This window comes from Paenibacillus sp. F024 (assembly GCF_057814255.1).
Window position 1 is genome coordinate 74,108 of record NZ_JBVASZ010000019.1, and the last position, 25,406, is coordinate 99,513.

A 25,406-nucleotide genomic window follows, 5' to 3' on the forward strand; every position below is an offset into this window, starting at 1 on the left:
AGAGGTACTTGGACCATTCCTTCGTTGAGACTGAAATGCTGTACGGGACCAAACCTGAATTGTTGAGACGGCTTAGAAATGACGGGTGCCAAACCAGGGTGTATTTGACTTATGGAACGGAGTGGTACTTGTATTTGTGCCATAGGCTAGCCGAGCATGTACCTAACATTGATGTCGCTGTTGCGGATATGGTTGACTCCTACGGGCGAGGGCCTGGAATTAATATCTTTTTACGAAATGGATGAAAGAAATTGGAGGAAGCTCTACGAACAGGGTGCGATAGTTTAGATGCGCAGAAAGCGGGGCTGCCCTTCAATTATAAATGGGCAACCCTTTTTTCTTATTTGTGTAAGCAGGTACTGTAGCGTAGTGTGGAAAATGAATGATAAAGTTCCCATTTGCTTTGAGAGCAGGCAGATTAGTGTAAGCGTGGGGCTTTGTCAAAACACTCTAAAGAATACAAAATTGTGATGAATGTGAAAATACTATGTTTGTTTCACTTCGTATGCTCAGGGTTTCAGTATATTTTGCAAGATGAGGTTAGACATGTACCGGGTTAGGATTTAATGCTCTGGCAAGCGCTTGAATATATCCATTTCTGCAGCGCTGGCTGATTTCCGCGTTCGGAACGAAGCCTTCGAAGCCATGGAAGCATCCCGGATACAAATGGAATTCAACCGGCACGCCGGCTTGCGCTAAACGCGCCACATAGTCGATCGTTTCATCACGGAAAGTATCCAGCTGGCCGATGCATGTGTAAGTCGACGGGAGCCCGGCCAGGTTCTCAGCACGCGCAGGCGCCGCGTAGGGAGAGATGACGCCGTTGGCATGATCTCCCAAATACATGCCCCAACCGAGCAGATTGTTGCTGCGGTTCCATACGGCTTGTTTATCCGTAATTTCGTGGGTTGAAGCGGTGAAATTCCGGTCGTCGATCATTGGATACAGCGGCATCTGGAATGCGATGGCAGGACCTCCACGGTCTCGGGCCAACAATGACAACGCTGCGGTTAAGCCGCCGCCTGCACTGGCACCGGCGACCGCAAGTCTGGATACATCAATATTGAGCTCTTCCTGCGTGTCCTTCATCCATACTAATGCACAATAGCAATCTTCAAGCGCTGCAGGGTAAGGGTGCTCCGGTGCAAGACGATAATCGGCGGAGACGACGACGCATTGGGCTGCCTGTACGAAGCTCGCGCATAACGCATCATCTGTATCGGGATGTCCAAGCACGTACCCGCCTCCATGAATCCATAATAATGCCGGCAATGGGGATTGATCTCGATTGGCTGGTTCATATATTTTTATCAACATATCTTGAGCACCGCCGCCGTGTATCGTACGTGTTGTCACACGTATATGCTCCGGGAGCTCCGCGGGGGGTAAAACGGATAAAAATTGTCGTGCACTCGCCAAGTCGCGCAGGTCGAGTGCAGGGAGTAGTGTCAAAACCTGTTTGAGTTCCGGAGTTACTCTGCTTAAAAAGTCCATTGATTTAACCTCCCTGAATGTTGATAGCGCTTCCGTTTTTATTGTGAAAAAATAATCACAATTAAAAAGTAGCATGGACTTTGGTAGCTGTCAATTGCAAATTAGTGATATATTTATATAAAACTTACTTACTCGGATTCAATCAAGGGAGGAACTTATGCAGCTGTTGATTCAGTCGGGGGATTTGGGCCCGACCTGGTTTCATGTGTCGCTTCGGGCGCTTGTGCTGTTATCCAAGTCATCTACGCTTATGAAAAGCCAACATATCGCCAATGCGTTGGGCGCCGAGCCTACATATGTACGAAAAATTCTAGCCGGGCTTTCGAAATCGGATATCGTGTCGACCTACGGTGGCCGCGAGGGAGGATATCGTCTGGCCAAGCCTGCGGGCGCTATACGGGTCGGAGAGGTTTATCGCGCGCTTGGCAAAGGGCAAGCTACGCCGTTTTGGAGTGTACCGTCAACAGGGTCGGAGCAATTCCTGTCCTTGTTAATTTCCAAGGCTGAGGAGCAATTCCAAAGCGTCCTCGATGCATACACAATAGAGGATATCGTACGGGAAGGGGCCAAATTCCTTTCTTGATCCACCTAAGCGTATAAGCTGGGGGATGATCATGAGAGCTTCGGATATCGAATGAAAGGTGCTTTGAGCTTAATACCTTCGAAGCAGGCCGTCGACAATGATACCAAGAATTAATTCTCGAACGTGAAAAATTGATTTTTTTATGAATCTCTTTAGAGGGTTTTAATTGAGGTATATACATATGTACAAAATGCGATATAATATGAGTAAATTAGTTTTGTTAACTGGTCTATGTTTCTACTGTATTTTCATATATCAAGTGTGGACATCCTTTTTATAAAGACGGAAATGTCCATTTTTTTGTGGAGGTGGGGGAGTATATGGCCTCATTTTTTCATGTGTTCTGTCCGGAATTTGTCCGGAAGTGAGTTTAAACGGATATCAAGCTTTAGGTACAACGATCGAAAATGGCTAATGTGAAAGCTGATTTATAAGCTATAAGAAATATCTGGCAAGACTTCTTCGCTGCACTTCTTGTCGTATAGCTTATAACTATCATATAATAGTATATAAATATTTTAATATAGGGTTTAAATTGATACAGAAAAGGCATGTGACTAGGCTGCGTCCTGGGTTATAGCCCTCATCAGGAGCGCCTACATCTTTCTGCAAATCTTAAGGTATAAGGACGGTTAAAATGAGCAACGGAGAAACTAAAACAGACGTTATCTTAATTGGTGCCGGAATCATGAGTGCGACTTTGGGGACACTTCTGAAAGAGTTAGTACCGGACTGGAAAATTACAGTATTTGAGAAGCTCCCAAACGCAGGAGAGGAAAGCTCTAATGAATGGAACAATGCGGGTACGGGGCATGCGGCACTGTGCGAGCTTAACTACACGGTTGAAAAACCGGATGGATCTGTAGATATTAGTAAAGCTATTAAAATTAATGAACAATTTCAGGATTCAATGCAGTTTTGGTCCTATCTTGTAAAAAGCAAGCTGATACGTAATCCACAGGACTTTATCATGCCATTGCCTCATTTGAGTTTAGTACAAGGGGAACAAAATGTAACGTTCTTAAAGAAACGTTTTGAAGCACTGTCCATTAATCCCCTATTCCAAGGGATGGAATTTTCCGATGATCCGGAAAAACTGATGGAATGGATTCCGCTTATTATGCAAGACCGCGCATTGAATGAACCTATAGCGGCAACAAAAATCGACTCTGGCACCGATGTTAACTTTGGCGCTTTAACGCGTATGTTGTTTGAGCATTTAGACAGAAAAAATGTCGCTATAAACTACAAACAAAGTGTTACTGATATTAGCCGTACTAGCGACGGCTTATGGGAATTGAAAGTGCGGAACCTCGACAGCGGTACTGTCAAACGCCATACGGCCAAATTCGTCTTTATCGGCGGCGGGGGAGGAAGCCTGCATTTACTGCAAAAATCCGGTATTCCTGAAGGAAAACATATTGGAGGATTCCCGGTAAGCGGAATATTTATGGTGTGTAATAATCCGGAGGTTGTAGCGCAGCATCATGCCAAAGTATACGGCAAAGCTAAGGTTGGCGCTCCTCCGATGTCTGTTCCGCATCTTGACACACGATTTATCGACAATAAAAAATCGTTGTTGTTTGGACCGTTTGCCGGCTTTTCACCAAAGTTTTTAAAAACCGGTTCAATGTTTGATTTGGTTACTTCCGTAAAACCGGATAATCTCGTAACGATGCTGTCGGCAGGGGCAAAAAACATGCCTTTGACAAAATACCTGATCCAGCAAGTTATGTTATCGAAAGAAAAGCGCATGGAAGAGTTACGTGAGTTTATCCCGAACGCCAAAAGCGAGGACTGGGATTTAATAGTAGCGGGCCAACGTGTACAAGTTATCAAGGATACTGAAGCTGGGGGCAAAGGTACGCTTCAATTTGGTACGGAGGTTGTTAGCGCCGCTGATGGTTCGATAGCAGCATTGCTCGGCGCGTCTCCGGGTGCTTCTACCGCCGTTTCCGTTATGCTCGAGTTAATAAAAAAATGTTTCCCGCAGCATATGAAAACGTGGGAACCGAAAATAAAGGAAATGATTCCTTCTTATGGCGTTTCATTAGTGAAAAATCCGGAACTTATTCAAGAAATTCATAATTCAACCGCGCGGACGCTTGGTCTAAGTGAACACTTGGAGTTACAGGTCGCACGCTGAACCGTATCATAAATATCGAAGTTTTAATTTGATTATAACCCCATACGGGATGAATGTTTTTTCATAGAAGCCGGCCAAAATGGCCGGCTTTTTCTGTTCAAAAAGGGAATATTAAATTTTGTTTTTTAATAGTCGAAAAAATCACAATACTGGAATGATTCGCCGTCTCCCCGTTGGTCCCCTTACGGTCTGCATAGCAAACCTCACACCAGACTTGCTCTGCCTTGTTAGAGGGGTTATAGAATCAGCTCAAAGGAAGAAATTCAGCAGGGATGGTTTGAGGGGTTTACTTGTTCTGCTGTCGTAGGGGACATTCTAGTTCCTCAATGGACAATTGACGACATGGCGGCCTACCTTCAGCTTTTCAGATGAGTATTATTTACGACTGTTATTGTAATACAAAAAGTTACTTGTATTTGGAATTTAAATACATCACCTTAATGTGGTAAACTTGTAATTAACTATGGTATCTTTGCGCATATGGGTAATATTTTAATATTTTACATAATGGAGGTTGGCGATTGAAAAAGGGCGTAGTAATTGTCTTTGTCTTATTATTCTTAGCTGGTTGTAGTAACGAAGACCATAATCATTTATTTAGTGATTTCAAAGATAAAATTAGTCAAGGTGTAAATTTATGGACTACGGTTAATTATGATATCGTAAAAGATAAACAAATGATAAACGAAATTGATAAACCGCTTCACCCATTAGAAACGCCAATTATGGTTCGAGTTTTCGTCGAGACAGTAAATAAAGGAAACCAGTCAGCAGAATCAATTAAAATTAGATTCAATGAACCTGCGCCTACATTACACAAGAATTCAAGAAGTTTTGGCGGGGTTACTAACGGTACTTTAGATAAAGATAAATCGTTTGAATATTACTTTACGTACACGTTTACGACAGAAGCAGAGCTTGATTCATTCATTACTCATTCATCGGTGAGTGTGACTTGGGCTGAAAATCAAGTTAATAAAGAAATCAAAATAAACCTACCTAGCAAGCCGAATGGAGGAAATCAATAACTGTAATTTCGATTTTTTAGATCACGCACAAAAAGATCCGATGCTAAACGAATAGGAAACGTTAGTTTGACCGCCATGACCAATGGTTGACAAAGCTAGGTCTCGGCATTGCATTCATGCTTATTCTCTCCATCTCACGTTATCTTTTTTCATAAAAGTTATCAATTCATTGCAATTGAATATATTGTAATCAGAAGAATCATATTATATTAATCTGAACATCTTAAAATATTATTAGTTGTACGTTGTTATCTTTTATACTAATTTGAGGAGAGGTTATATGTCTAATAAGAACATTATTTATTTTGACAAGGTGTTTGAGGAATTTAAGCAGCTATTAAATGAACACAAACCGGAAGGGTTTGATTTATGGTATTGGGAAGAGATGAATGTGCAGGAGCGGGAGGAAAAGCTCGCGGCAGCCGATTATTTATTAGTCGCAACCAAAAAACTCGACGAGACGATATTTACTAAGGCCACAAGAGCCCGCTTTATTCAGAAAACGGGAATCGGAGTGGACAATATTGATTTGGAGGCGGCCAGGAGATATCAGCTCCCGGTATGCAATACACCAGGCGGTAACGCGACGGGCGTTGCCGAACTGACCATTTTGTTAGCGCTTGCATTGTACCGGAAAATAATACAGGTGAACCAATCCACGAAAAACGGGCAATGGCTGATGTGGGAGCTGCGGCCTTCATCCTATGAAATGGAGGGCAAAACCCATGGTTTTATCGGCTTCGGCAATATCGGGCGAGAAGCCGCGAAGCGTTCAAAAGCGTTCGGCACCGAAATTATTTATTATGACAAGTATCGAGCTCCAGAGGAAGTGGAAAATCAATTGTGCGCAGCCTTCTATCCTTTGGAGGAGGTCTTACAAAAATCGGACATTGTTAGCTTGCATATTCCATTGCTTCCCGAAACAAGGGGATTCATCGGTACTAAGGAGCTCCGTTTGATGAAACCGTCATCCATCCTCCTTAACATGGCTCGGGGAGGAATCGTTAAAGAGGAGGAACTGTATCAAGCTTTGAAGGAGGGATGGATCGCCGGAGCCGGTATCGATGCTTGGGAATCGGAGCCTACCGATCCTGCGAATCCGCTGTTAACTTTAGACAATGTGATTGCCAGCCCCCATATCGGTGCAGGAACAAGAGATACTTTAAATAAAGTTCTTCATCTCGCATTCCAAAATATTAAGCGTGTAGAAGAGGAAGGCACTCCGCGTTTTGTGGTCAATCAAGTGGAAAGCGCAAGAAGTATTCAACCATAACGAAATACATAACAAAGGAGAGGGTACATCATGCGTCTGGCTACAATAAAGTATAACGGTTCTGAGGTTGCCGCTGTCGTAAATCCTAGCGGTGTAGTTTTGGTAGAGACACTGAATCACAGAATCAACAAAAATTGGTCAACGCAGCTGTTTGAGATCATTCGATCAGGACAGCTAGAGGAAATGAAATCGTGGTATCAAAGCGGAGGGGACAAGGACTTAGAAGCCATGAGCCGTGAACGGATCCCTTTGGATCAAGTGGAATATGGCCCGCTTTATCGGCATCCGCGAAAAATCTGGGGGATCGGTCTCAATTATGTGGAGCATGCAGCAGACCTTCACGAGAAGGCTCCTAGCACGGAGCCCGCCAGCTTTATGAAGCCGGATACGACAATTATTGGGCCTTATGATACGATCGAGATCCCTCATCAATCCAATCGAACAACGGCAGAATCGGAACTGGGGATTATTATCGGTAAAGAATGCAAAGATGTGTCGGAAGAGGAGGCTCCCGGCGTGATAGCCGGCTTCACGACGATTATCGATATGACGGCGGAAGATATTTTGGCCGTCAACCCAAGATATCTGACACGCTCCAAAAGCTTTGATACCTTCTTTAGCTTCGGTCCGCAGCTTGTAACCCCGGAGGAAGTGGATGAAGTTCTTGACTTGAACGTATCCACTGTAATCAATGGCGGCATCCATCGGAAAAATATCGTCTCCAACATGACATTCCGGCCATGGTACCTTGTTTCATTCCACTCGAAGGTCATGAAGCTGCTGCCCGGCGACATCATTTCTACGGGAACTCCTGGCGCTGTCGTCATTCGGGACGGGGATGTGGTAGAGTGTCATATTGACGGCTTTGAACCCTTAGTCAATCCTGTCAAGGATTTAAAAGCGAAATAAAGAAGGGGATCCTGCTTATGTGATGCACCTGTAAAACCCTCCGACACAACAATCAACAATTTAATGTAAAGCCTTGCCTTTAGTGATGAAGGCAGGGCTTTTGGCATGGCACAGGCGGTTTCCAATCCTTTCCTTCGTTCCAATTCTTCATCCGAAAGGTGAAGCATCTGCTTTCGATTGTCCACATTAATCCAATCCAATCATAACTCCTGTCAGTACAACATTCCTATTTATATAGAATATACTTCCGCGAATTGCAATATAAATGCAGTAGTTATAAAAGAGGCTATCGGTCGAAGCCCATGGGTTGTCATTTAACCGATGGTCCGACCATCATAATCAGATAGGAGTGAACACGTGAACATGGAAGACTTAAACAACGGTTCAGATGTAAAGCCAGCACTAGTCATCGATTCCAAAGATAATGTCGCGGTTGCATTAACAGATTTAATGAAGGGCGATTTATGTCAAGTGAGAATAGGGGAAAAGATAGAGGCGATCACGGTGATAGAAGATATAGGGTTTGGGCATAAGTTAGCTATGCAGCCCATCGGAAATGATGAAAGCGTTTTAAAATATGGTGAAGAAATCGGGAAGATGAAAACGGCGATCGAAAAAGGGGGCTGGATTCACAACCACAATATGTACTGCGAAAGAGGGATGAAGCATGGACGATAGGTTTATGGGGTACTGGAGAAAGAATGGATCGGTTGGGGTTCGCAATCTGATCGCGGTCATTCCTTCCGTATTTTGTTCCTCTAAAGTAGCGGAAAGAATTGCTGCCCAAGTGCCGGGAAGCGTCTTCTTCCGACATCCGGTCGGGTGCAGTCAGGTTGGCGAAGATTTGGAAGTAACGGCAAGAACCTTAATCCAAATCGGAAAAAATCCGAACTTTGCCGGTGTCGTAGTCGTTGGTTTAGGTTGTGAGCGCTTCTCGCCTTATGAGCTGGCGGAAGGCATTGCGCCTGCCCAAAAGATGCTGGAAACGGTAGTGATTCAAAAGGAAGGAGATTCGTTGGCGGCCATACAACAAGGGGTGAAATACGCTAAAGAAATGCAGCAAATCGCTTCCAGGCAGCAAAGGGAAGAAGCGGACGTCAGTCATTTGACGATTGGGCTAAACTGCGGCGGCTCGGATATGACTTCCGGTTTAATCGCAAATCCTGCCCTTGGCATTGCCTCCGACATGTTGGTTTCTAAGGGAGGGTCATCTATACTCGCGGAAATTACCGAGCTGCTGGGCACAGAACATATATTGGCGCGAAGAGCGATAAACAAGCAGGTGGCTCAAGAGATTTACGACATCATTGCCAAAACGGAAGCGACGCTCGAACGCCAAGTGCGTGAATCGAGCAACGCGAAGCGGACGCACCTCATTTCAACGGGCAATTATGACGGCGGCTTGTCCAGCGTGGTTGAGAAATCGCTCGGAAGCATGAAAAAATCCGGTAATGCGGCGTTCAGCGGGACGATAAAGTATGCTGAAACGCCCACGACGAAAGGTCTGCTGCTCATGGATTCGCCTGGTCAAGACGGAGAAGTGTCCACAGGACAGGCTGCCGCCGGAGCGCAGATGATCCTTTTTCCTACGGGGAGAGGAACACCGACAGGATTTCCGGGCGTTCCGGTGATCAAAATTACCGGCAATCCGAAAACGTATGCAAAAATGAGAGAAAATATCGATGTGAATGCCGGCGAAGTGCTGCTGCATAACAAAACGCTGCAGGAGATGGGCGAAGAAATTTATCGGGAAATTCTTGAAGTGGCATCCGGTAAAATGGTTAAGGCTGAGATTCTTGGCCATGATGAGCAGTTCTGCATCACAAGAGTGCCGTAGTTTAAGCGGGTTGAAATAATGAAGCTAATCAAATATTAGGAGGTTTACAAGATGAAAACGAAAGCCGCTTTGTTTGTTTCTCTAGTTGGTTTGCTGGCGCTCACAGCCTGTGGAGGAGGAGGCAAGCCCGCAGCCCATCCTGGCTCATCGCCTGCACCGAATACGCCGGCTGCCGAAACGAAGGAGAAATTCCCTGCGAAACCAATCAACCTTATTATTTCCTATGCGGCAGGAGGCGGGACGGACGTGGGGGCACGGATGTTAATGCCTTATGTGGAAAAAGAGCTTGGCGTACCGATCAACGTCATTAATAAGCCTGGCGGCGGCGGCTGGATCGGCTGGACGGAGCTAGCCAATGCCAAGCCGGACGGTTATACCATCGGGTATATCAACACACCTAACCTGATGACCGGATATTTGGACCCGAAGCAGAAGCGTAAAGAAAATTTGGACAGCTTTACCCCGATTGCCAATCATATAACGGACCCGGGTGCTATTGCTATTAATAAAGACGAAAAGCGTTTTACGGATATCAAGTCATTGGTTGAATATGCGAAAGCGAATGACTTAACAGCCACATCCACCGGCGTAGGAAGTGATGACCATTTTGCTTCATTAAAATTTAACAAGGCGTTTGGCACTAAATTCACAGCGGTACATAACGGCGGGGCTGCGGAGAGCCAAACGGCGGTTATGGGCGGTCACGTCGATGTCTTGTTTGCCAACGTAGGTGAATTGGCCACGCTGCACAAAAACGGCGAAATTAAGATTGTGGCTGTCATGGGGGAACAGCGCTCTCCATTCCTGCCTGACATTCCGACCGTAATCGAGAGCGGTTATGCAGGGATTACTTCCGGGTCCGCCCGGGGGATTGCCGCTCCTAAGGGGGTGGATTCAGAGAAATTGAAAGTTCTAAGCGCGGCCCTGGAGAAAGCCATCAAAAATGAGGAACAAATCAAAAAGCAGGGTGAAAGCGGACTTCAAGTAGATTATAAGGCCGGGCAGGATTATGCTGATCTGTTGAAAAAGGATGAGAAGGGCGTCATCGATCTAAAAGACTTGATGGGCTGGTAATGACTCTGCTGGCCGGCCGATCCGGCCGGCCGGTTCCTTCAGGTAATCTCTTTACCCGTTATCCGGTATATAAAGGATGTGTTGAGTATGAGAAATGCAGGAGTTTGGGTCGGATTGATGATCCTGATTTTTTCCGGATCCATTTTTGGGCAATCGTTAACGTATGATTATTACGGCAGCTATGGTCCTGGGCCCGGCCTATTTCCTCTCTGGTTAAGCGGCTTGCTGATGGTTTTTTCGATGTTGTATATGATTGACTCCGTTCGAAAAGCAGGCATGACCCTATCGCAGATGTTCCCAAAAGGGGCGGGGTTCAAAAAATTCGCCTCCATCGTTGCCGCTTTGGTGATCTTCCTTCTCCTCGTCCCTTTCACCGGATACATCATCGCGAGCATAATCATGCTCTTGATATTATTTTTCACGGAATACAAATGGTATTGGGCTTTAGGGATTTCAATCGTTGTGACGATGGCGATATTTTACATCTTTCAATCCCTATTACATGTACCGCTGCCTGAGCTTTCAATCGGATAATAGAGGGGAGAAACACAGATGGAATACTTGCTGTCCGGATTTGTAACGGCTTTCACTTTGAGTAATTTGCTGTATTGTTTAATCGGCGTAACCGTTGGGATGATTGTAGGGGTATTGCCCGGATTAGGGCCTACAACGGGGACCGCCGTGCTTCTTCCTCTGACCTTCGGGATGGAACCCATACCAGCTATCATTATGCTCTCCGGCATTTATTACGGGGCAATGTACGGAGGAACGATAACGTCGGTATTGATCAATACGCCTGGAGAAGCCGCCTCCGTCGTAACATGTCTTGACGGACATCCCTTGGCTCAGCAGGGAAGAGCGGGAACCGCATTAGGGGTTGCAGGTATAGGTTCTTTTATCGGCGGAACCTTGTCGATTATCGGGCTGGCCTTCATCGGACCGCCGATTGCCAGACTCGCGCTGAAATTCGGTCCGCCGGAGTTTTTTGCATTAATGGTTCTAGGAATGACCATGGTGATAGGCTTGATGGGCAAATCGCTTGTCCGCGGTATCATCGCTGCACTCATCGGTTTAAATCTCGCTCTAATCGGTTTGGATCCGGTAACGGGCGTTGTACGGTTCTCTTATGGGCAAATGGAATTAATGAACGGTATTGATTTTGTTCCTTTGGCGATGGGGCTGTTTGGAATATCCGAAATTTTGCTGAATGCGGAAAACAAGTTAAAAGCGGAGAAGCCGCCGAAGGTCAAGGGACTGTTGCCGCGACGCGAAGAATGGAAGCCTACGATGAACGCTATTTTCAGAGGAACCGGCCTTGGCTTCGTCACCGGGCTGCTGCCGGGCACGAATTCCGTTATACCGTCGATCATGTCCTATTCGATGGAAAAGAAGCTGGCGAAGGATCCGTCCCGTTTCGGTAAGGGCGCTATAGAAGGTGTTGCCGGACCGGAAACTGCAAATAACGCCTATTGCGGGGGAGCTTTAATTCCGTTGTTTACGCTAGGCATTCCCAGCTCCCCCGTCATTGCGGTGTTGTTAGGCGCCTTTATTATGCACGGTTTGACGCCGGGACCCCAGCTCTTTCAGAAAAACCCCGATTTCGTATGGGCGGTTATCGCCAGTATGTTTATCGGAAACTTTATGCTGTTGATCATGAATTTGCCGATGGCGGGCTTATGGGCCAAAATTACGATGGTTCCCTATAAATTGCTGTTCCCGATTATTTTGGCGGTAGCCGTTGTGGGGGCTTACAGTGTAAATAATAACATGTTTGACGTTGGTATTATGCTTGCTTTTGGACTGCTCGGCTACATTTTGAAGAAGGCGGATATTCCGCTGGCACCGATTGTCTTAACGTTTGTGCTGGGGAAACTCATGGAAGGCGCTTTGATGCAGTCTCTAACGATATATAAAGGCAGCTTCTTCGCACTTTTTACGAGACCGATTTCCGGAACATTGTTAGTCATCTCCATCCTTATTTTTGCAATCAGCATCTATGCAGGGATGAAAAACAAAAAGGGTGCCCTTGCGGATGATTTCGAAATGTAGCATCGGCTTATCAAGTCGGATGATGGATTGAACAATGACATTTGGGAGGATAAAGACATGTCTATTAAAGCGAGCTCTATTCCAATCTATCCGATCAAGGTACATTCACAAACTCCGGCAGTAGAGGATATAGCATGGAATATCGAACAAGCGGTAGACAACCTGCTAACAGGTGGCCGTTCCAGGAATTTAAAGCCTGGGGCGTCGATCGCCATTACGGCGGGAAGTCGCGGGATTGCCAATTATACAGAGATCTTGCGGAACATTGTAAAAGCTTTGCAGGTTAGGGGATACAACCCCTTTGTATTTTCGGCGATGGGCACTCATGGACGCGGGGAAAGTGAAGGACAAAGGGATATATTGAATAGCATGGGCATGTCCGAGGCTGCGCTTGGCTGTCCTGTTTCCTGCTCCAGTGAGGTCGAAGTCATTCATGAATTTGAAGCTTTCGGCCGCCGCGTTCCGGTACATTGTGCAAAAGAAGCGTTCCATGCGGACGGGATCGTCGTAGTCAATCGGATCAAACCGCACACCTCCTTCCATGGCGATTACGAAAGCGGTCTGTTAAAAATGATGACCGTGGGGATGGGACGGGCTAAAGGAGCGGATATGTTCCACAGCTTCGGTGCGGGGCATTTGGCTGATATGATTCCATTGATCGGCGGCAGTGTACTGAAGCACGCACCCGTCATCGGCGGCATTGGGATCATAGAAAATGCGAAGGAGCAAACCGCTATTATTGAAGGATTACCCGATGACCGCATTTTTGAGAGGGAGAAGGCTCTTTTGGAACAGGCCAAGAGCTTGATGCCGCGTCTTCCGGTAGATCAAGCAGACATGCTGATTATCGGAGAAATGGGGAAAAACTTCAGCGGTACAGGGATGGATACGAATATTATCGGACGATTGCGCATTCAGGGGATACCGGAGCCGGAGAAGCCTTATTTTATATATATAGGGGTGCTGCGTTTATCCGAGCCTTCTCACGGGAATGCAACCGGTATAGGTCTTGCAGATTTGACTACCGAAGCCTTAGTGAAAGATATCGATAAAACGGCGATGTATCTAAACTGCGCAACTAGCGGGTTTGTTATTCGCGCGGCTATTCCCATGACGTTTAGCGATGATCGTGCTTTGATGGATGGTGCTTTGAACATGCTGCGCGTTACTGATCCCGCGAAGCTTCGCATGATGCTCATACGCAACACGCTGCATATCGAAGAGCTATGGGTGAGCGAGGCCATTTATGAAGAGCTCAAGAACGAGCCTCACATCGAATTAACTGGCGACCCCCATGCTCTTTCGTTTGATGAAGATGGCAGCTTACTTTGGTGATCTTGCAAAAAAAAGAGTTATCGAAATGGAAACATTTAATTAAGTAAGCCGGTGGATAAGCTGCTATAAGCTTCATATCTGGTTTTAACGAGTAGCCGCTCGAAGAAATCCGCGGGAAATCATCCCCGGATTTTTTCGAGCTCATTTATTTAGATAAACGAAAGTATGAAAGAAACATCCAATCGGTCTTTAGGGAATAAGAGGCACGAAAACCCGAATGGGTGGTTCAAAATAGTCTGGATTGGATGGTTTAAAATAGAGTAAGTAGAAGTATGATTAAAACTATGAACTTGATATATACATTACATTTGAAAAGGTGATGACGAAGTTGACCTGGTTTTTCATCGTGTTAACGATTCTCTTCAGTTTATTCAAAATACTAGCTACATGTCTTCCTACCGGTACTGTGAATTGGATTTTAAGCAAGTTCCAATTACATACCAAAATTAACGGGACGAATGTCGCTGTTTCCTATGGGGGAAGGAATCTCGAAGGGGATGAAAAAATCCAAATTATTGATTTGTTTAATGAAGCTGTATTTATGAAAAAACATTATATATGGCCTGGAACCGAGCAATTATATTTAAATCCGGAGAACAAGGGGATTCCATTAATGATAGATACTAAAATGGGTAAAAACGATGTTAAATTATACGCGTTCATTAATAACAGAAACATTGATGTAGTAAAGCAGTATAAAAAGAAAGTAGTTGCGTATAGTTTGCTCTCCGAGAATCTTCATAAATATTTAAATACTCTCTGAGAGCTCCAAGGAAATCGACTTGGACGAAGTAATTCGAACTGGAAATATGGACGGAATAATATCAGCTACCGCACCCGTTTTTTGCCGAAGGAAAGAACATTTCTATTTTTGTGGACGGCATACCTCCCTTAACTGAAGTTCTATTATTTAGCGCCGACAATCGGAGGCGCTATTTTTATTGCGATGACCGGCAGCCTTTTGCTTAACTAAACCTGCTAATATCTTGTCAACATTTTTAAATAGGGGCAGGGAGAGATGATGCTATACTAATATCTGTGCATGCCAAACAACCCTTCAATGGGTAATTGGAAGGTTTTTCAAGAATTCAGCTGCTCAATCGTCGTCTTTGATCACCAACTGAATGTCATCATGACAACTTACAGAAGAGAGCTTATGAGGTGTATGACACTAAATAAAAATGCAGGTGTAACAAAAGGACTTCAGCCACTAATAGACATATGTACAAAATACTGTGTAATCTACATCAATGAAAGGTGAGAGGGGTAATGATGTTTTGAAGTGTATCCTATAAAGACTCATTGAGGCAGGCAGCAGGTTACTATAGAAGGATTAACATTAGCATTTAAAAAAGATTTATTTTGAACAAAATCATAACTGTAGACTGGATAGCCATAGTGGTTCTCAGACCAATCAATTGATATAAGATACTGAAACTTTAATGAGTAATATTGGAGCCATACAAGCATTCGTTTGTAATCTTTAAAAAGTTAGAAGTGATAAGTTAAATAAGAAAATATAAACCGCTTGATTGGTGTCCAATGACACAAAACAACCCCCAATTCACTTCCAGAATTTCCTGGACTTATCTGTGAATTGGGGGTATATTTGTGTCAAGAGAAAATGACACAAATACACCCCTGAATTAAGAGTTTGTCACAATACTTCCCTCAAATAAGGAGTTTTCTTACCGCTGATCAGCGGCGGCAATGAACGATTTATGAAAAATGAGGTGAAAGCGTGTACACACCAATCCCCATGAAGCGCAGCACTCGATACGGTAATAATTATTGGGAAGCATTTAGCGTCAAAATGAACCGCGATGTGAGGTTTTTTAGCGATCTGGAATACGATCATTGGATTCTCGTTGAAGCTGATTCGGACATTGTTGCTTTTTGTGAACAACCCAAGCGAATACAAGTCGAATGGCAAGGAGAATTAGTAGAATCCATTTTTGACATGTGGATTCAGCGAATGAACGGAACGGAGTGCTTCTTGGAAGTGAAGTATGCTTCTGAACTTGACCTTAACGACAAAAGATTTTCATCAAGATCTTATAAACAAACGAATGCTCAAGCAAAATGGTGCCAAGAAAATGGGGTCAATCATCTCATTCGAACCGATAAAGACATCCGATCCAACTTGATTTATTTGAATAATATGAAAACTATTATCCCTTACATTCAACAACGCCCTGTTCTTGTGGAAACAGTCCAATATCAAATCATGAAAGTTCTAGGCAAGACCTCCAAAACCACGATAGAAGAAATAGAACAAGCGCTTCCGGATCTTAGTCGTCAACGGATACGGGAAACTGTGTATCAGCTGATTTATCGGGGAATGATTGACTCTACAATCACTCACAAACCATTAGATTCAAAAACAGAGGTGTGGAGCAATGCCTAAAAAAAAATGGATTGAGAATGAGAAAATTGATCCGGCACATTTAGATACATCAATCTGGCCGATTGTTCATGAAGATAAATTGGATTCTAATGATAAAGAGACTTTTTTTGCGAGAAAAAAGGCCATCGACATGTATATGAAGAATGAGCGTCCACTCCATGAAATTAGCGCCGATACACTCATTGACAGGAAAGATATATTGGCATTTGTGAAGAGATGCCTTTCTTACGATGATCAAGGTAGAATCTGGGGTTATAGAGCACTTATTCCCCGGAAACGATTAAAACAATATGAACGCAAGTCTCTACCTATACTATCAACGCAGGACGAGCTTTCCAAAATGACAGGCGCTTTTACATTACTATTAAAGCAGTACCCTACCGTTAAAGAAACCATTGACAATTTGTATTTGGGTAGAAATACAAAACGAGAAGTACGATCGCCTAAAATTAGTGTAAAAGATCTTCATGTTAAACTCTTGGAAGCCTGTACTAAGGCAGGTATCACATCCAGCGAATATCCATTTATAAGTGGAGATTTAGGAAAACGATCGTTATATCGTTATGTTGATATGCTTGAACAATGGCACTTTGGCGAAGCCGCTAAACGCTACGGTGAGAGTGCAAGTCAAAAAGCAAGACATACAGGAATAGGCGCTCCGAATGCTCATTCACCAGTTAGACCTTTAGAACGTGTTCAATTTGACGGACATCGAATAGATTGTTCAATTGCCATTGTGTTCCATACGCCAGAAGGCGACGAAATTGTGGAAGTAATGGATCGCCTTTGGTTACTCTGCATCATTGATGTTGCGACAAGAATCATCTTGGGTCACTATCTTAGCTTTAATAAGGAGTATTCCGCTAGCGATGTACTGCATTGCATTAAAAAAGCTGTCATGCCCAAGGAAACGCTTCAATTAACAATCCCAGGATTAACTTATCATCCGAATGGCGGCTTTGCATCAAGGCTGTTTCCAGAAATGGAATGGGCTTTGTGGGATGAATTTCATCTGGATAATGGAAAATCTAATTTAGCGAATCAAGTCAGAGATCGACTTAAACGAACCATTGGCTGCTCGGTTAATGCTGGTTCTGTGGCATTGCCAATGAGAAGAGGAATAATTGAAAGGTTTTTCGAAACGTTAGAAGAAAATGGGTTCCATCGTCTAGTAAACACAACCGGCAGCAACCCTAGAGATCCACGACGACAAGATCCGGAGAAAAAAGCAGTAAAATATCGGATTACCGCTGAGCACATAGAAGAACTGACAGATGTACTTATATCCAACTACAACGGAACGAAACATGAAGGGATAAATCTTTTGACACCGCTGCAATGTTTAGAACAGCGTTTAAACAGAGGTTTGCTTCCACGAGTTATGACTGAGGAAAAAAGACAGGAAATCGCTTTTCTTTCTCTCACCGCAAACAGAGTTGTTCAAGGAAACATCAGCCAAGGAAAGCGCCCTTTTATTTATTACGAGGGGACTGAATATCGTAACGAAGTATTATCACGAAGTCCTGAACTTATTGGCACCCAATTAGATCTACTGGTGAATATCGACGATCTCCGAGTAATTAGAGTATTTTTGCCAGATGGCAGTGAGTTTGGCGCACTTACGGCCAATGGAAAATGGGGTATTACGCCGCATTCACTTCAAGTTAGAAAACAGATAAACAAATTAAGAAAGTTGAAAATACTACATTTCACCAATTACGATGATCCAATTGAATGCTATCACAGATATTTGCAAGAACAGGCTAAAACGAGTCGATCGGATCGTAATCGGTTAGCCGCACTTCAACGAAGTAAAAAAAAGGAGAAAGAAAAATTGGTCTCCAAAGAGGTTCTTCCTGATGATACTCAGAGCGAAAATGTTGTTCCATTAATAGAAGCATCCACTAAAAAGAGTATGAATTTAGATCGAAAACGGTTTAAGACCATTACTTATTAGCGGAGGGAGAGCCATGGTGAATCAACCTAGTCCCATCGAAAAAAGTTCTGCCTTGTCACCGCCAAGACCGTATGTGGCTCAAGGTACTCACCCCATTGAGACCGGAAGATACCTGCTGCCGACGAACGAAATTATTCGTATGTATGATACCGTTGCCCAATGGATCACAAATCGTTCACCCGGAGGGATGATTTACGGCAGACCGAGACTCGGGAAATCAAGAGCCATTACGTATCTTTCATACGAACTTCCGAATGAATTCGGTAATCATCTCCCGATATTTACTATGAAATGTCGACAATACAAACAACCGAGTGAGAGTAGCTTCTTTGAAGATCTATTGAATGATGTGGGGCACGCTTTGCCCTTTAACGGAAAAGCCAATTTAAAAAGAGACCGACTATATCGATACTTTGTAGAAAAGGCTGAACGCTCAGCTCAAAAACGAATTATTTTGTTCATCGATGACGCTCAACGTCTTTTTGAAATTCAATATGGATGGTTGATGGATATTTACAACGAACTTGATAGTGCCGGCATTAGCATGACAGTTATCTTGGTTGGACAGGAGGAACTTATTCATCAACGCAGCGCATTTATTCAAGCCAAGAAAGCTCAGATAATCGGAAGATTTATGGTTCACGAATACAATTTTAAAGGAATAGTCGATGCCGATGATATGGCAGTTTGTTTGTCCGGTTACGACAATATTTCAGAATATCCTGAAGATAGCGGATGGTCCTTTACCCGTTACTTTTTTCCAGATGGGTTTGATCATCATGGATGTCGTCTTGAGAATTGTGCAAAGGATCTATTTAGCATATTTACGAATCTTCGCAAGGAACACGGACTTACAAGAGCAACCGAAATACCAATGCAATATTTAACGCTAACAGTTGAAAATGCACTTCGTCATTTTGGAGCAAATGGGGAGGATCTTCACTGGCTGAACAATGAGCAATGGAAATCCTCGATTACTAGCTCTGGTTACATTGAAGCCGAGACATACCACGAAGTGGTATGAGAAAACTTAAATGTGTTTTTCCTGAGTATAAAGTAATACAGAGGCAATTCACTTGGAACCCGGACTGGATCTCAGAGTACGAATCACCTTGGGGAATTTTCGAAAAATTTAAGTACGCAAATTGCGTTACTGCGAAAGATATTCTGTTCCAATTCGGTAATGAGGAAGTATTAAGTAGAAGATCCATAAGTTACAGTCAACAGAATTGCAATCTCATTGATATGCCCCGATTAAACAATGAAAGTATTACAAACATCTTGAAATTAGACGTAAAAGCTAGAAATCAAGAGTTTATGAACCTGATGACATTTGTTCCGAGACATCGTCCTTATCAAGATTTTTTTCGCAAACAGCTGACATTCTGCTTTACGTGCATGAAGAACGGCTTTCACAGCATATTAAACCAATTCTCGTTAATTCATGAATGTCCTATCCATGGAGAACCGTTGTCGGATCGCTGTCCAATATGCGATAAATCTTATCCGTATCGTCTCGGTGATGACACGTTAACTGCACCGTTTCAATGTTCCTGCGGCCATCAATATTTAAGCAGTACTTGTAATTATTCAGAGTTATGGGAATCCAAACTCGTAATCAAATCAACCGAAGTGACGAATTGGATATCCATGTACTATAAACAAAAGATCAATTTTAATGATATCATTTTGTCCAGTGAAATTTCGTTTCGCAATTTACAAGGTGGTATGAATTTTATTTTGCAGGCAGTCGATCCAAGTTATAAATCAATTCAACCCGAAAAACATTATGTGGTTAAGTCGCCGTCAAAAATCATGATTTATGGAAATTATTATAAAGAATTCGAATCCATTCGAGAGTCCGGCAGCGACGAGAGATACCTCGGATTTATTGAAAAAATAAACGAACTCATTTATCAGAGCAATAGAAGCACTTTCTACGCGATTGCTAAACACTTGAGAGCTATAATCCTTCGGGATCATATCGCGTGTGTTAGAAAGTTAGAACTGTTTGATACCAAATGCCCTTATGCGTTTGCATATGTAAATTGGAAAAAATTTATTGAAGGACATACACATACGCGACAGGTTGACAATAAATATCGGCCTTCAAGAGAACGAAGCAAATATGAAATGGAGTTCATCTCGAAACAAGACGACTCGGCATTAGGGGATATTATCACCAAGTGGGAATACGGCAAGCCCTATTGGAAGTATAAACATCTGACAGCAACAATTTGGATTATCAACAGAGTATTTGCTCATTTTGCTCTCAATCATTTTTACAGCTGGTTAGAAATCGCTAAGAATACGGAATCACTTGGTTTGGAGTTTGATAATGTTCCATTTCGTTACGAAAACGTCCCGTTTTTTCTGATCAAACTACCTCGTGACAATGAAAAGGAACTAGAGTTCCATTGGTGGCTTAAGGACCATGATCAAAACAAGCCCCATTTGGTGTGCCCATTCAAAACTGGTTTTGGATAATCTGTTCGTAGGGAAGTTATGAATAAGCTCGAACTACAGCAGCTAATTTCAAGCCATCTTAAGGTTTCCTAATTTCTAAATATGGAGCGTATGGTATGGATATTGACTTAAACAAATTGCGTGATACCGGATGGATTTTCTTAAGGGGAGAGAAGTCACTGAAACATGATAATCTACTAAAACTAGCAAACACCTTGGGTGAACCAATTCCATCGAGGGCAACTGGTACCCTAGTTGATACACTAATTCCTGTAGATACGAAGAAGGCAAGACCAAATTCATTGAGCGCATTATATGGGACAGGTCATTTTCCATTACATACTGATACTGCTTATAAAAAAGTTCCAGCAAGATATATTTTATTGTATGCAAAGCAAATTGAGGGTGAAGTTCAGTCAACAACTTTAATAGATCTTGAGAAAATTAAGTTTTCTCAAGATCTTGAAGAGCGTTTAGATAGATGTTTATTCACCATTATAAATAGTCGGCATAGTTTCTTGGCTACCCTACGTGGATATAGCAATACTCACAGAAAGAACTGGATCAGGTTCGATACAAGCTGTATGCTCGCAACGAATAAGGAATCAACTGTTACAATAAACGAGCTTAATGAATCGATCTCCAAAGTTACATTGGATACAATAAACTGGTCTCAAGGCGATATATTGATCATAGATAATTGGCGTTGTTTGCATGGACGAGGAGTAGCTAATTCGAGCGCCAAAGCAGTTCGGGTTATAGAAAGAGTTACAGTACAATAAGAAATACGGAGGCCATTATGATAGATTACGAATCCTTATGGAACAAATCTAAATTATACATAGGAAAAGCAATTAACAAACGTGACGAAGGGGATTTCGCTGAGTTTCAACTCTGGGCATCTCTTTTTTTGGAACTCTTAGGGAAGGCTGCATTAGCATATAAGCACCCGTCATTGATTGTTGATCCCAACACTCCACACGGATTCTTGGTTGCTATTAACGAGTCTCAGAGTACAGATTTTAAGACAATTACAGCAAAAACAGTATTTGAACGCCTTCAAAACTTAGTAAATGTCCCCCGTTTTGATGCTGATACAAAGAAATTTTGCATGACTCTAGCAAATCACAGAAACGAGGAATTGCACTCGGGAGCACTTCCTTTCGTAGGAATGAGTATGGACCACTGGTTGCCAAAGTTTTGGGATGTATGTAAAATGCTTCTTGAGTTTCAAAACAAATCGTTACGTGATCTGCTCGGACCAAGAGAGGCAAGAGCGACAGAAGAGATTATTCAAGCTCGGTCCGTCAGTTTGAAGGCGATAATTGAAGCTCGAATTCAGAGACATCGTACAGAAGTGAGGATAAAATACGAAGGTCCTGTTCCTCGTGATGTATTGAAAGTGATCCCTGTATTATCAGATGATGATCAGGAAACCACTACATGCCCTTCTTGCGGCGGCCACGCTGTAATATACGGAGAAATTTTAGTTGAAGGACCAGAGTATATCGACGAGGAAGAGCCGTGGATAACATACCAGGATAATCAATATGAAATCACGTCATTAAAGTGTAGAGTTTGCGATTTGAAACTAAATAGTTTAGACGAGGTAACGGCCGCCGGCATAGATCATACGTTTGAGAAAACAATTACTATTGAGCCTGATTATGAACCCGATTACGGAAATGACTAATATGTGGGTTTAATAAAATGAATGAGATAATTTAGATTTGGGATTGGTATTTTAAAAAATGGTGTTCAATAATAACTGCCTGAATTTGTTTCTTCGTAAATTGATTGGTACATTCACCAAAATAACTAGAGGTGCATACAATGAGCCATATTCGTATAGAGGGCATACAAGTCCAAAATTACAGGTCATTTGGCCAAGCAGTAACAGTTCATTTTCCTAATAGCGATTTTAAAAAACCAGTAGCAATAGTCGGGTACAATAATGCAGGTAAGACGAATTTTCTAAATTCAATTTTGTACGGAATAACAGAAAAGTATGTGACTAAAGACACCTTTACAATTAACGACTTTCACAAAAGGAAATTTAGCAATATACCTAAAATTGTAACTAAAGTAAGCAGTAGTAGCGAGCCTAAAGTTGAATGGGGGACTGCAAATCTCACTGGATATCATTTTTTAGAAATCAAACTCGATGGCCATGAAATAGAGAGCACAAAAATTAGTTCCTATGATGACTACAATCAAAGTAGCAGGAGCTCTAGCGCTTTCGGTGCAGCAAAGTATTTTAAAATATTCTACATAAACTTCCATGAAATAAAAAAAGAAATATCGACAAAGAAAACGAGTTGGGGAAACCTGTCTTCTTTTCTAGCAAAGCATATCAGAAGCATAGTGGATACAGATAATATTATGGTTGGAAAAAAAGATGTTTTTAAAGGAGAAGTAAAAAGCGCGACTGATAAAGTTCTTGCAGACTCTAAATTAAATGAATTTCTTGGAAAAATACAAATTAATTATTCAACAAATTTAAGGCAGAATCAGTGCCACATTGAATTTGGATTACCTGATTATGAAGATATATTTTTAGAGATGATGTTTAAAGTGGGTCTTAACGGAGACATGGATAATCTGGTGCCAATCGACCATTTCGGTGATGGTTACATTTCTATGTTTGTTATGGCAGTAATTCAAGCAATAGCAGAGAGCAACGGAACCGACAAGTGCCTGTTTTTATTTGAAGAACCTGAGAGCTTTTTACATGAAAATCACCAAGAATATTTCTACAAAACCGTCCTTTGTGGATTAGCGGAAAAGGGACATCAAGTAATTTATACAACACATTCTGATAAAATGTTGGATATCTTTGATACCCGAGGCTTGATTCGTTTTGAATTTGATGAAATAACCAAGCAAACTGTTCTAAAATACAACAAACATGATAAAGAAATTTTTGAAGATTCAGACGAAGAAGCACTTTCTGAAATAAAAGACTACAACAATTATATTAAGCTAATTGAGCCAAATCTTAATAAAATAATATTCAGTAAAAAAGTGCTACTAGTAGAAGGTCCTAACGACCTGATGACGTATAAAGAAATTATCAGAAGAAATGTATTGGATATCACTGCTGATGATAAGTATGCTGCTACATATTTGAATTTTAATAATATCGCAATAGTTCCACATCATGGTAAAATTACTGCTTCAATTTTAATCAAGCTCTGCAAACATTTTGGAATTGATTATTTTGTGATTAATGATTTCGACTTTGAACAAGATTTTGTCTCAAAACTCACCTTTACATCAATCGATGAGTTGCAAAAAAGCCATCTATATAACGATGGATTAGAAGAAATCATTGTTTTTAATTCCAAAGGTGAAGCAATGAATGCTAAAACCAAACGTTCAATGATAACAACAAATTGGAGATTAATTTCGGAAACATCTCCTGCGAAAATACATTTTAACATTCCAAAACTAGAGTCAGTTATAGGCTATGACTCTAATGACAAAAGCAGTGTTGGAATTTGGAACACACTTAAAAAGACCTCTCATTTTGGAGAGGAGATCTTCCCAGCAAAACTTCAAGAATTCCTTGAAATAACTCAGATCAAGAAGAAGCATGAGGGACAAAATTAAAAAATTTAACAGAAGGGGCAAAGAAAAAATGTCAACTTTTCACAAAACTTTCGATGAAGTGAACGAAGACGATTTGAAATTATTAATTGAAAGTGGTACTACAGAAGGGATACAGCTCGAATTTAAAGAAACGATTTCAAATAACATTAGTCTAGTTGAAGAGGTGGCTGCATTTGCAAATACACAAGGAGGAGATCTATTTATTGGAGTGAAGGAAAGGGAAGGAACTCCGATTGAAGTTACCGGCATTGATATCAACCCCGATCAAGAAATTTTAAAGTATAAGCAATGGGTAGAAACTAATACTGATCCAGCTCTTACAAATATATTGTACAGACATATTTCCTTGACCGGTGGAGGGCACGTTATCCATATACGCGTACCAAGGAGCTGGAATGGGCCACATATGGTTAAGAATTTTAAGTTTATGTTACGTACAGCCTCTGCTAAAGTCCCTGCAGGTACATCTGATATTAGAAGAATGATGAATGTTAGAGATCATTTTCTTGATCAATACAATCGATTTCGTGTACAACGTATAGAAAAAACATTAAACATATATAAACAAGAGACGCCCTTTGTACTAGTTCACTTCTTACCGACTTCTGCTTTTAATATTGAATCAAATTATCCTATAGTCGAACAGCGAAGTAGTATTAATCTTTCTGTGTTAGGTGGATCAGGATATAACCAGGGCATAAATGCCCATGGATTATACTATCAATCTATAGGAACCGATGGTTATAGGGGGCATACCCAAATATTTCGGAATGCTATTATAGAACAAGTGTCAAATATGTCGTTTAATTATCGTAAAAGCTATGAAGAGCCACGTAAAGAGTTTTTTAGCACTACACATTTTGAAAATTCACTAAGAGATTCAATTCTTAATCAAATAAGGAATTATGAACAGCTGAACATGCAAGATCCCTTTTACATATTCGTTAACCTAATTGGGGCGAGTGGAGTAATAGGACATTCATACGGGGCATATTACATTTCAGCTCCTCAAGCAATCGATGATGATTTACTTCAGCTGCCAGAAACTATGATTGATCCGATTGCAAATCCAGACCTAGAAGTGATTTTATCAACGATTATTAACTATTTAGGGCTTGCTGAACGAATCAAAAGTCCGACAGCCACAAGGGTTTAGGACCTCTTTTGTCGAATTCAAGTGCAAGGAAAACAGGGACTTACCCGCGAAAAACCTTGCACATGGAGGCGTCCGAATTG

21 protein-coding genes are annotated in these 25,406 nt (G+C 42.2%); 20 read left to right on the forward strand and 1 reads right to left on the reverse strand.

Annotated features, from left to right (window positions below; all coding sequences use genetic code 11):
- Positions 1-540: 540 nt before the first annotated feature.
- Positions 541-1,494, reverse strand: coding sequence for an alpha/beta hydrolase (locus ACZYR9_RS18680; RefSeq protein ID WP_488979970.1), 954 nt, complete (start codon positions 1,492-1,494; stop codon positions 541-543).
- 157 nt (positions 1,495-1,651) lie between these two features.
- Here ACZYR9_RS18680 and ACZYR9_RS18685 point away from each other — a divergent pair, with 157 nt between their 5' ends.
- The 20 genes from ACZYR9_RS18685 (at position 1,652) to ACZYR9_RS18780 (ending at position 25,326) form a co-directional block, all read left to right on the forward strand.
- Positions 1,652-2,077 (forward strand): Rrf2 family transcriptional regulator, encoded by a 426-nt coding sequence (locus ACZYR9_RS18685; protein WP_488979971.1) that lies wholly within the window; start codon positions 1,652-1,654, stop codon positions 2,075-2,077.
- Positions 2,078-2,714: 637 nt separating this feature from the next.
- Entirely contained in the window at positions 2,715-4,223 is a 1,509-nt protein-coding gene (locus tag ACZYR9_RS18690; protein WP_488979972.1) for a malate:quinone oxidoreductase, read from the forward strand.
- A 521-nt stretch (positions 4,224-4,744) separates the two neighbouring features.
- Positions 4,745-5,251, forward strand: coding sequence for a hypothetical protein (locus ACZYR9_RS18695; RefSeq protein WP_488979973.1), 507 nt, complete (start codon positions 4,745-4,747; stop codon positions 5,249-5,251).
- Between the two features lie 280 nt (positions 5,252-5,531).
- On the forward strand, positions 5,532-6,524 hold the full coding sequence (locus ACZYR9_RS18700) for a 2-hydroxyacid dehydrogenase (protein WP_488979974.1): 993 nt from the start codon (positions 5,532-5,534) through the stop codon (positions 6,522-6,524).
- A 30-nt stretch (positions 6,525-6,554) separates the two neighbouring features.
- Entirely contained in the window at positions 6,555-7,433 is an 879-nt protein-coding gene (locus tag ACZYR9_RS18705) for a fumarylacetoacetate hydrolase family protein (protein ID WP_488979975.1), read from the forward strand.
- A 363-nt stretch (positions 7,434-7,796) separates the two neighbouring features.
- Positions 7,797-8,111: a UxaA family hydrolase gene (locus ACZYR9_RS18710; protein WP_488979993.1), complete on the forward strand. Its 315-nt coding sequence runs from the start codon at positions 7,797-7,799 to the stop codon at positions 8,109-8,111.
- Positions 8,101-9,270: a UxaA family hydrolase gene (locus ACZYR9_RS18715; protein WP_488979976.1), complete on the forward strand. Its 1,170-nt coding sequence runs from the start codon at positions 8,101-8,103 to the stop codon at positions 9,268-9,270. Before ACZYR9_RS18710 ends, ACZYR9_RS18715 begins: the two co-directional genes overlap by 11 nt.
- 51 nt (positions 9,271-9,321) lie before the next feature.
- Positions 9,322-10,344, forward strand: a complete 1,023-nt coding sequence (locus ACZYR9_RS18720) for a tripartite tricarboxylate transporter substrate binding protein (protein WP_488979977.1) — start codon at positions 9,322-9,324, stop codon at positions 10,342-10,344.
- An 87-nt stretch (positions 10,345-10,431) separates the two neighbouring features.
- A complete protein-coding gene (locus ACZYR9_RS18725; protein WP_488979978.1) occupies positions 10,432-10,878 on the forward strand; it encodes a tripartite tricarboxylate transporter TctB family protein in 447 nt (148 codons plus the stop codon).
- 18 nt (positions 10,879-10,896) lie between these two features.
- Positions 10,897-12,393 carry a tripartite tricarboxylate transporter permease gene (locus ACZYR9_RS18730; protein ID WP_488979979.1) on the forward strand — a complete coding sequence of 499 codons (1,497 nt, stop codon included), beginning with the start codon at positions 10,897-10,899 and terminating at the stop codon, positions 12,391-12,393.
- 57 nt (positions 12,394-12,450) lie between these two features.
- Positions 12,451-13,728 carry a nickel pincer cofactor-dependent isomerase, group 22 gene (locus ACZYR9_RS18735; protein ID WP_488979980.1) on the forward strand — a complete coding sequence of 426 codons (1,278 nt, stop codon included), beginning with the start codon at positions 12,451-12,453 and terminating at the stop codon, positions 13,726-13,728.
- Between the two features lie 328 nt (positions 13,729-14,056).
- On the forward strand, positions 14,057-14,491 hold the full coding sequence (locus ACZYR9_RS18740; RefSeq protein ID WP_488979981.1) for a YfmQ family protein: 435 nt from the start codon (positions 14,057-14,059) through the stop codon (positions 14,489-14,491).
- 978 nt (positions 14,492-15,469) lie between these two features.
- Positions 15,470-16,135 (forward strand): TnsA endonuclease N-terminal domain-containing protein, encoded by a 666-nt coding sequence (locus ACZYR9_RS18745; protein ID WP_488979982.1) that lies wholly within the window; start codon positions 15,470-15,472, stop codon positions 16,133-16,135.
- Positions 16,128-18,092 (forward strand): hypothetical protein, encoded by a 1,965-nt coding sequence (locus ACZYR9_RS18750; RefSeq protein WP_488979983.1) that lies wholly within the window; start codon positions 16,128-16,130, stop codon positions 18,090-18,092. Before ACZYR9_RS18745 ends, ACZYR9_RS18750 begins: the two co-directional genes overlap by 8 nt.
- Positions 18,093-18,105: 13 nt before the next feature.
- Positions 18,106-19,116, forward strand: coding sequence for an ATP-binding protein (locus tag ACZYR9_RS18755; RefSeq protein WP_488979984.1), 1,011 nt, complete (start codon positions 18,106-18,108; stop codon positions 19,114-19,116).
- 704 nt (positions 19,117-19,820) lie between these two features.
- A complete protein-coding gene (locus ACZYR9_RS18760) occupies positions 19,821-20,579 on the forward strand; it encodes a hypothetical protein (RefSeq protein WP_488979985.1) in 759 nt (252 codons plus the stop codon).
- A 95-nt stretch (positions 20,580-20,674) separates the two neighbouring features.
- Positions 20,675-21,340, forward strand: a complete 666-nt coding sequence (locus ACZYR9_RS18765; RefSeq protein ID WP_488979986.1) for a TauD/TfdA dioxygenase family protein — start codon at positions 20,675-20,677, stop codon at positions 21,338-21,340.
- A gap of 17 nt (positions 21,341-21,357) precedes the next feature.
- Positions 21,358-22,251 carry a hypothetical protein gene (locus ACZYR9_RS18770; protein WP_488979987.1) on the forward strand — a complete coding sequence of 298 codons (894 nt, stop codon included), beginning with the start codon at positions 21,358-21,360 and terminating at the stop codon, positions 22,249-22,251.
- A gap of 140 nt (positions 22,252-22,391) precedes the next feature.
- Positions 22,392-24,170, forward strand: coding sequence for an ATP-dependent nuclease (locus ACZYR9_RS18775; RefSeq protein WP_488979988.1), 1,779 nt, complete (start codon positions 22,392-22,394; stop codon positions 24,168-24,170).
- A 28-nt stretch (positions 24,171-24,198) separates the two neighbouring features.
- Positions 24,199-25,326 (forward strand): AlbA family DNA-binding domain-containing protein, encoded by a 1,128-nt coding sequence (locus ACZYR9_RS18780; protein ID WP_488979989.1) that lies wholly within the window; start codon positions 24,199-24,201, stop codon positions 25,324-25,326.
- Positions 25,327-25,406: the final 80 nt, after the last annotated feature.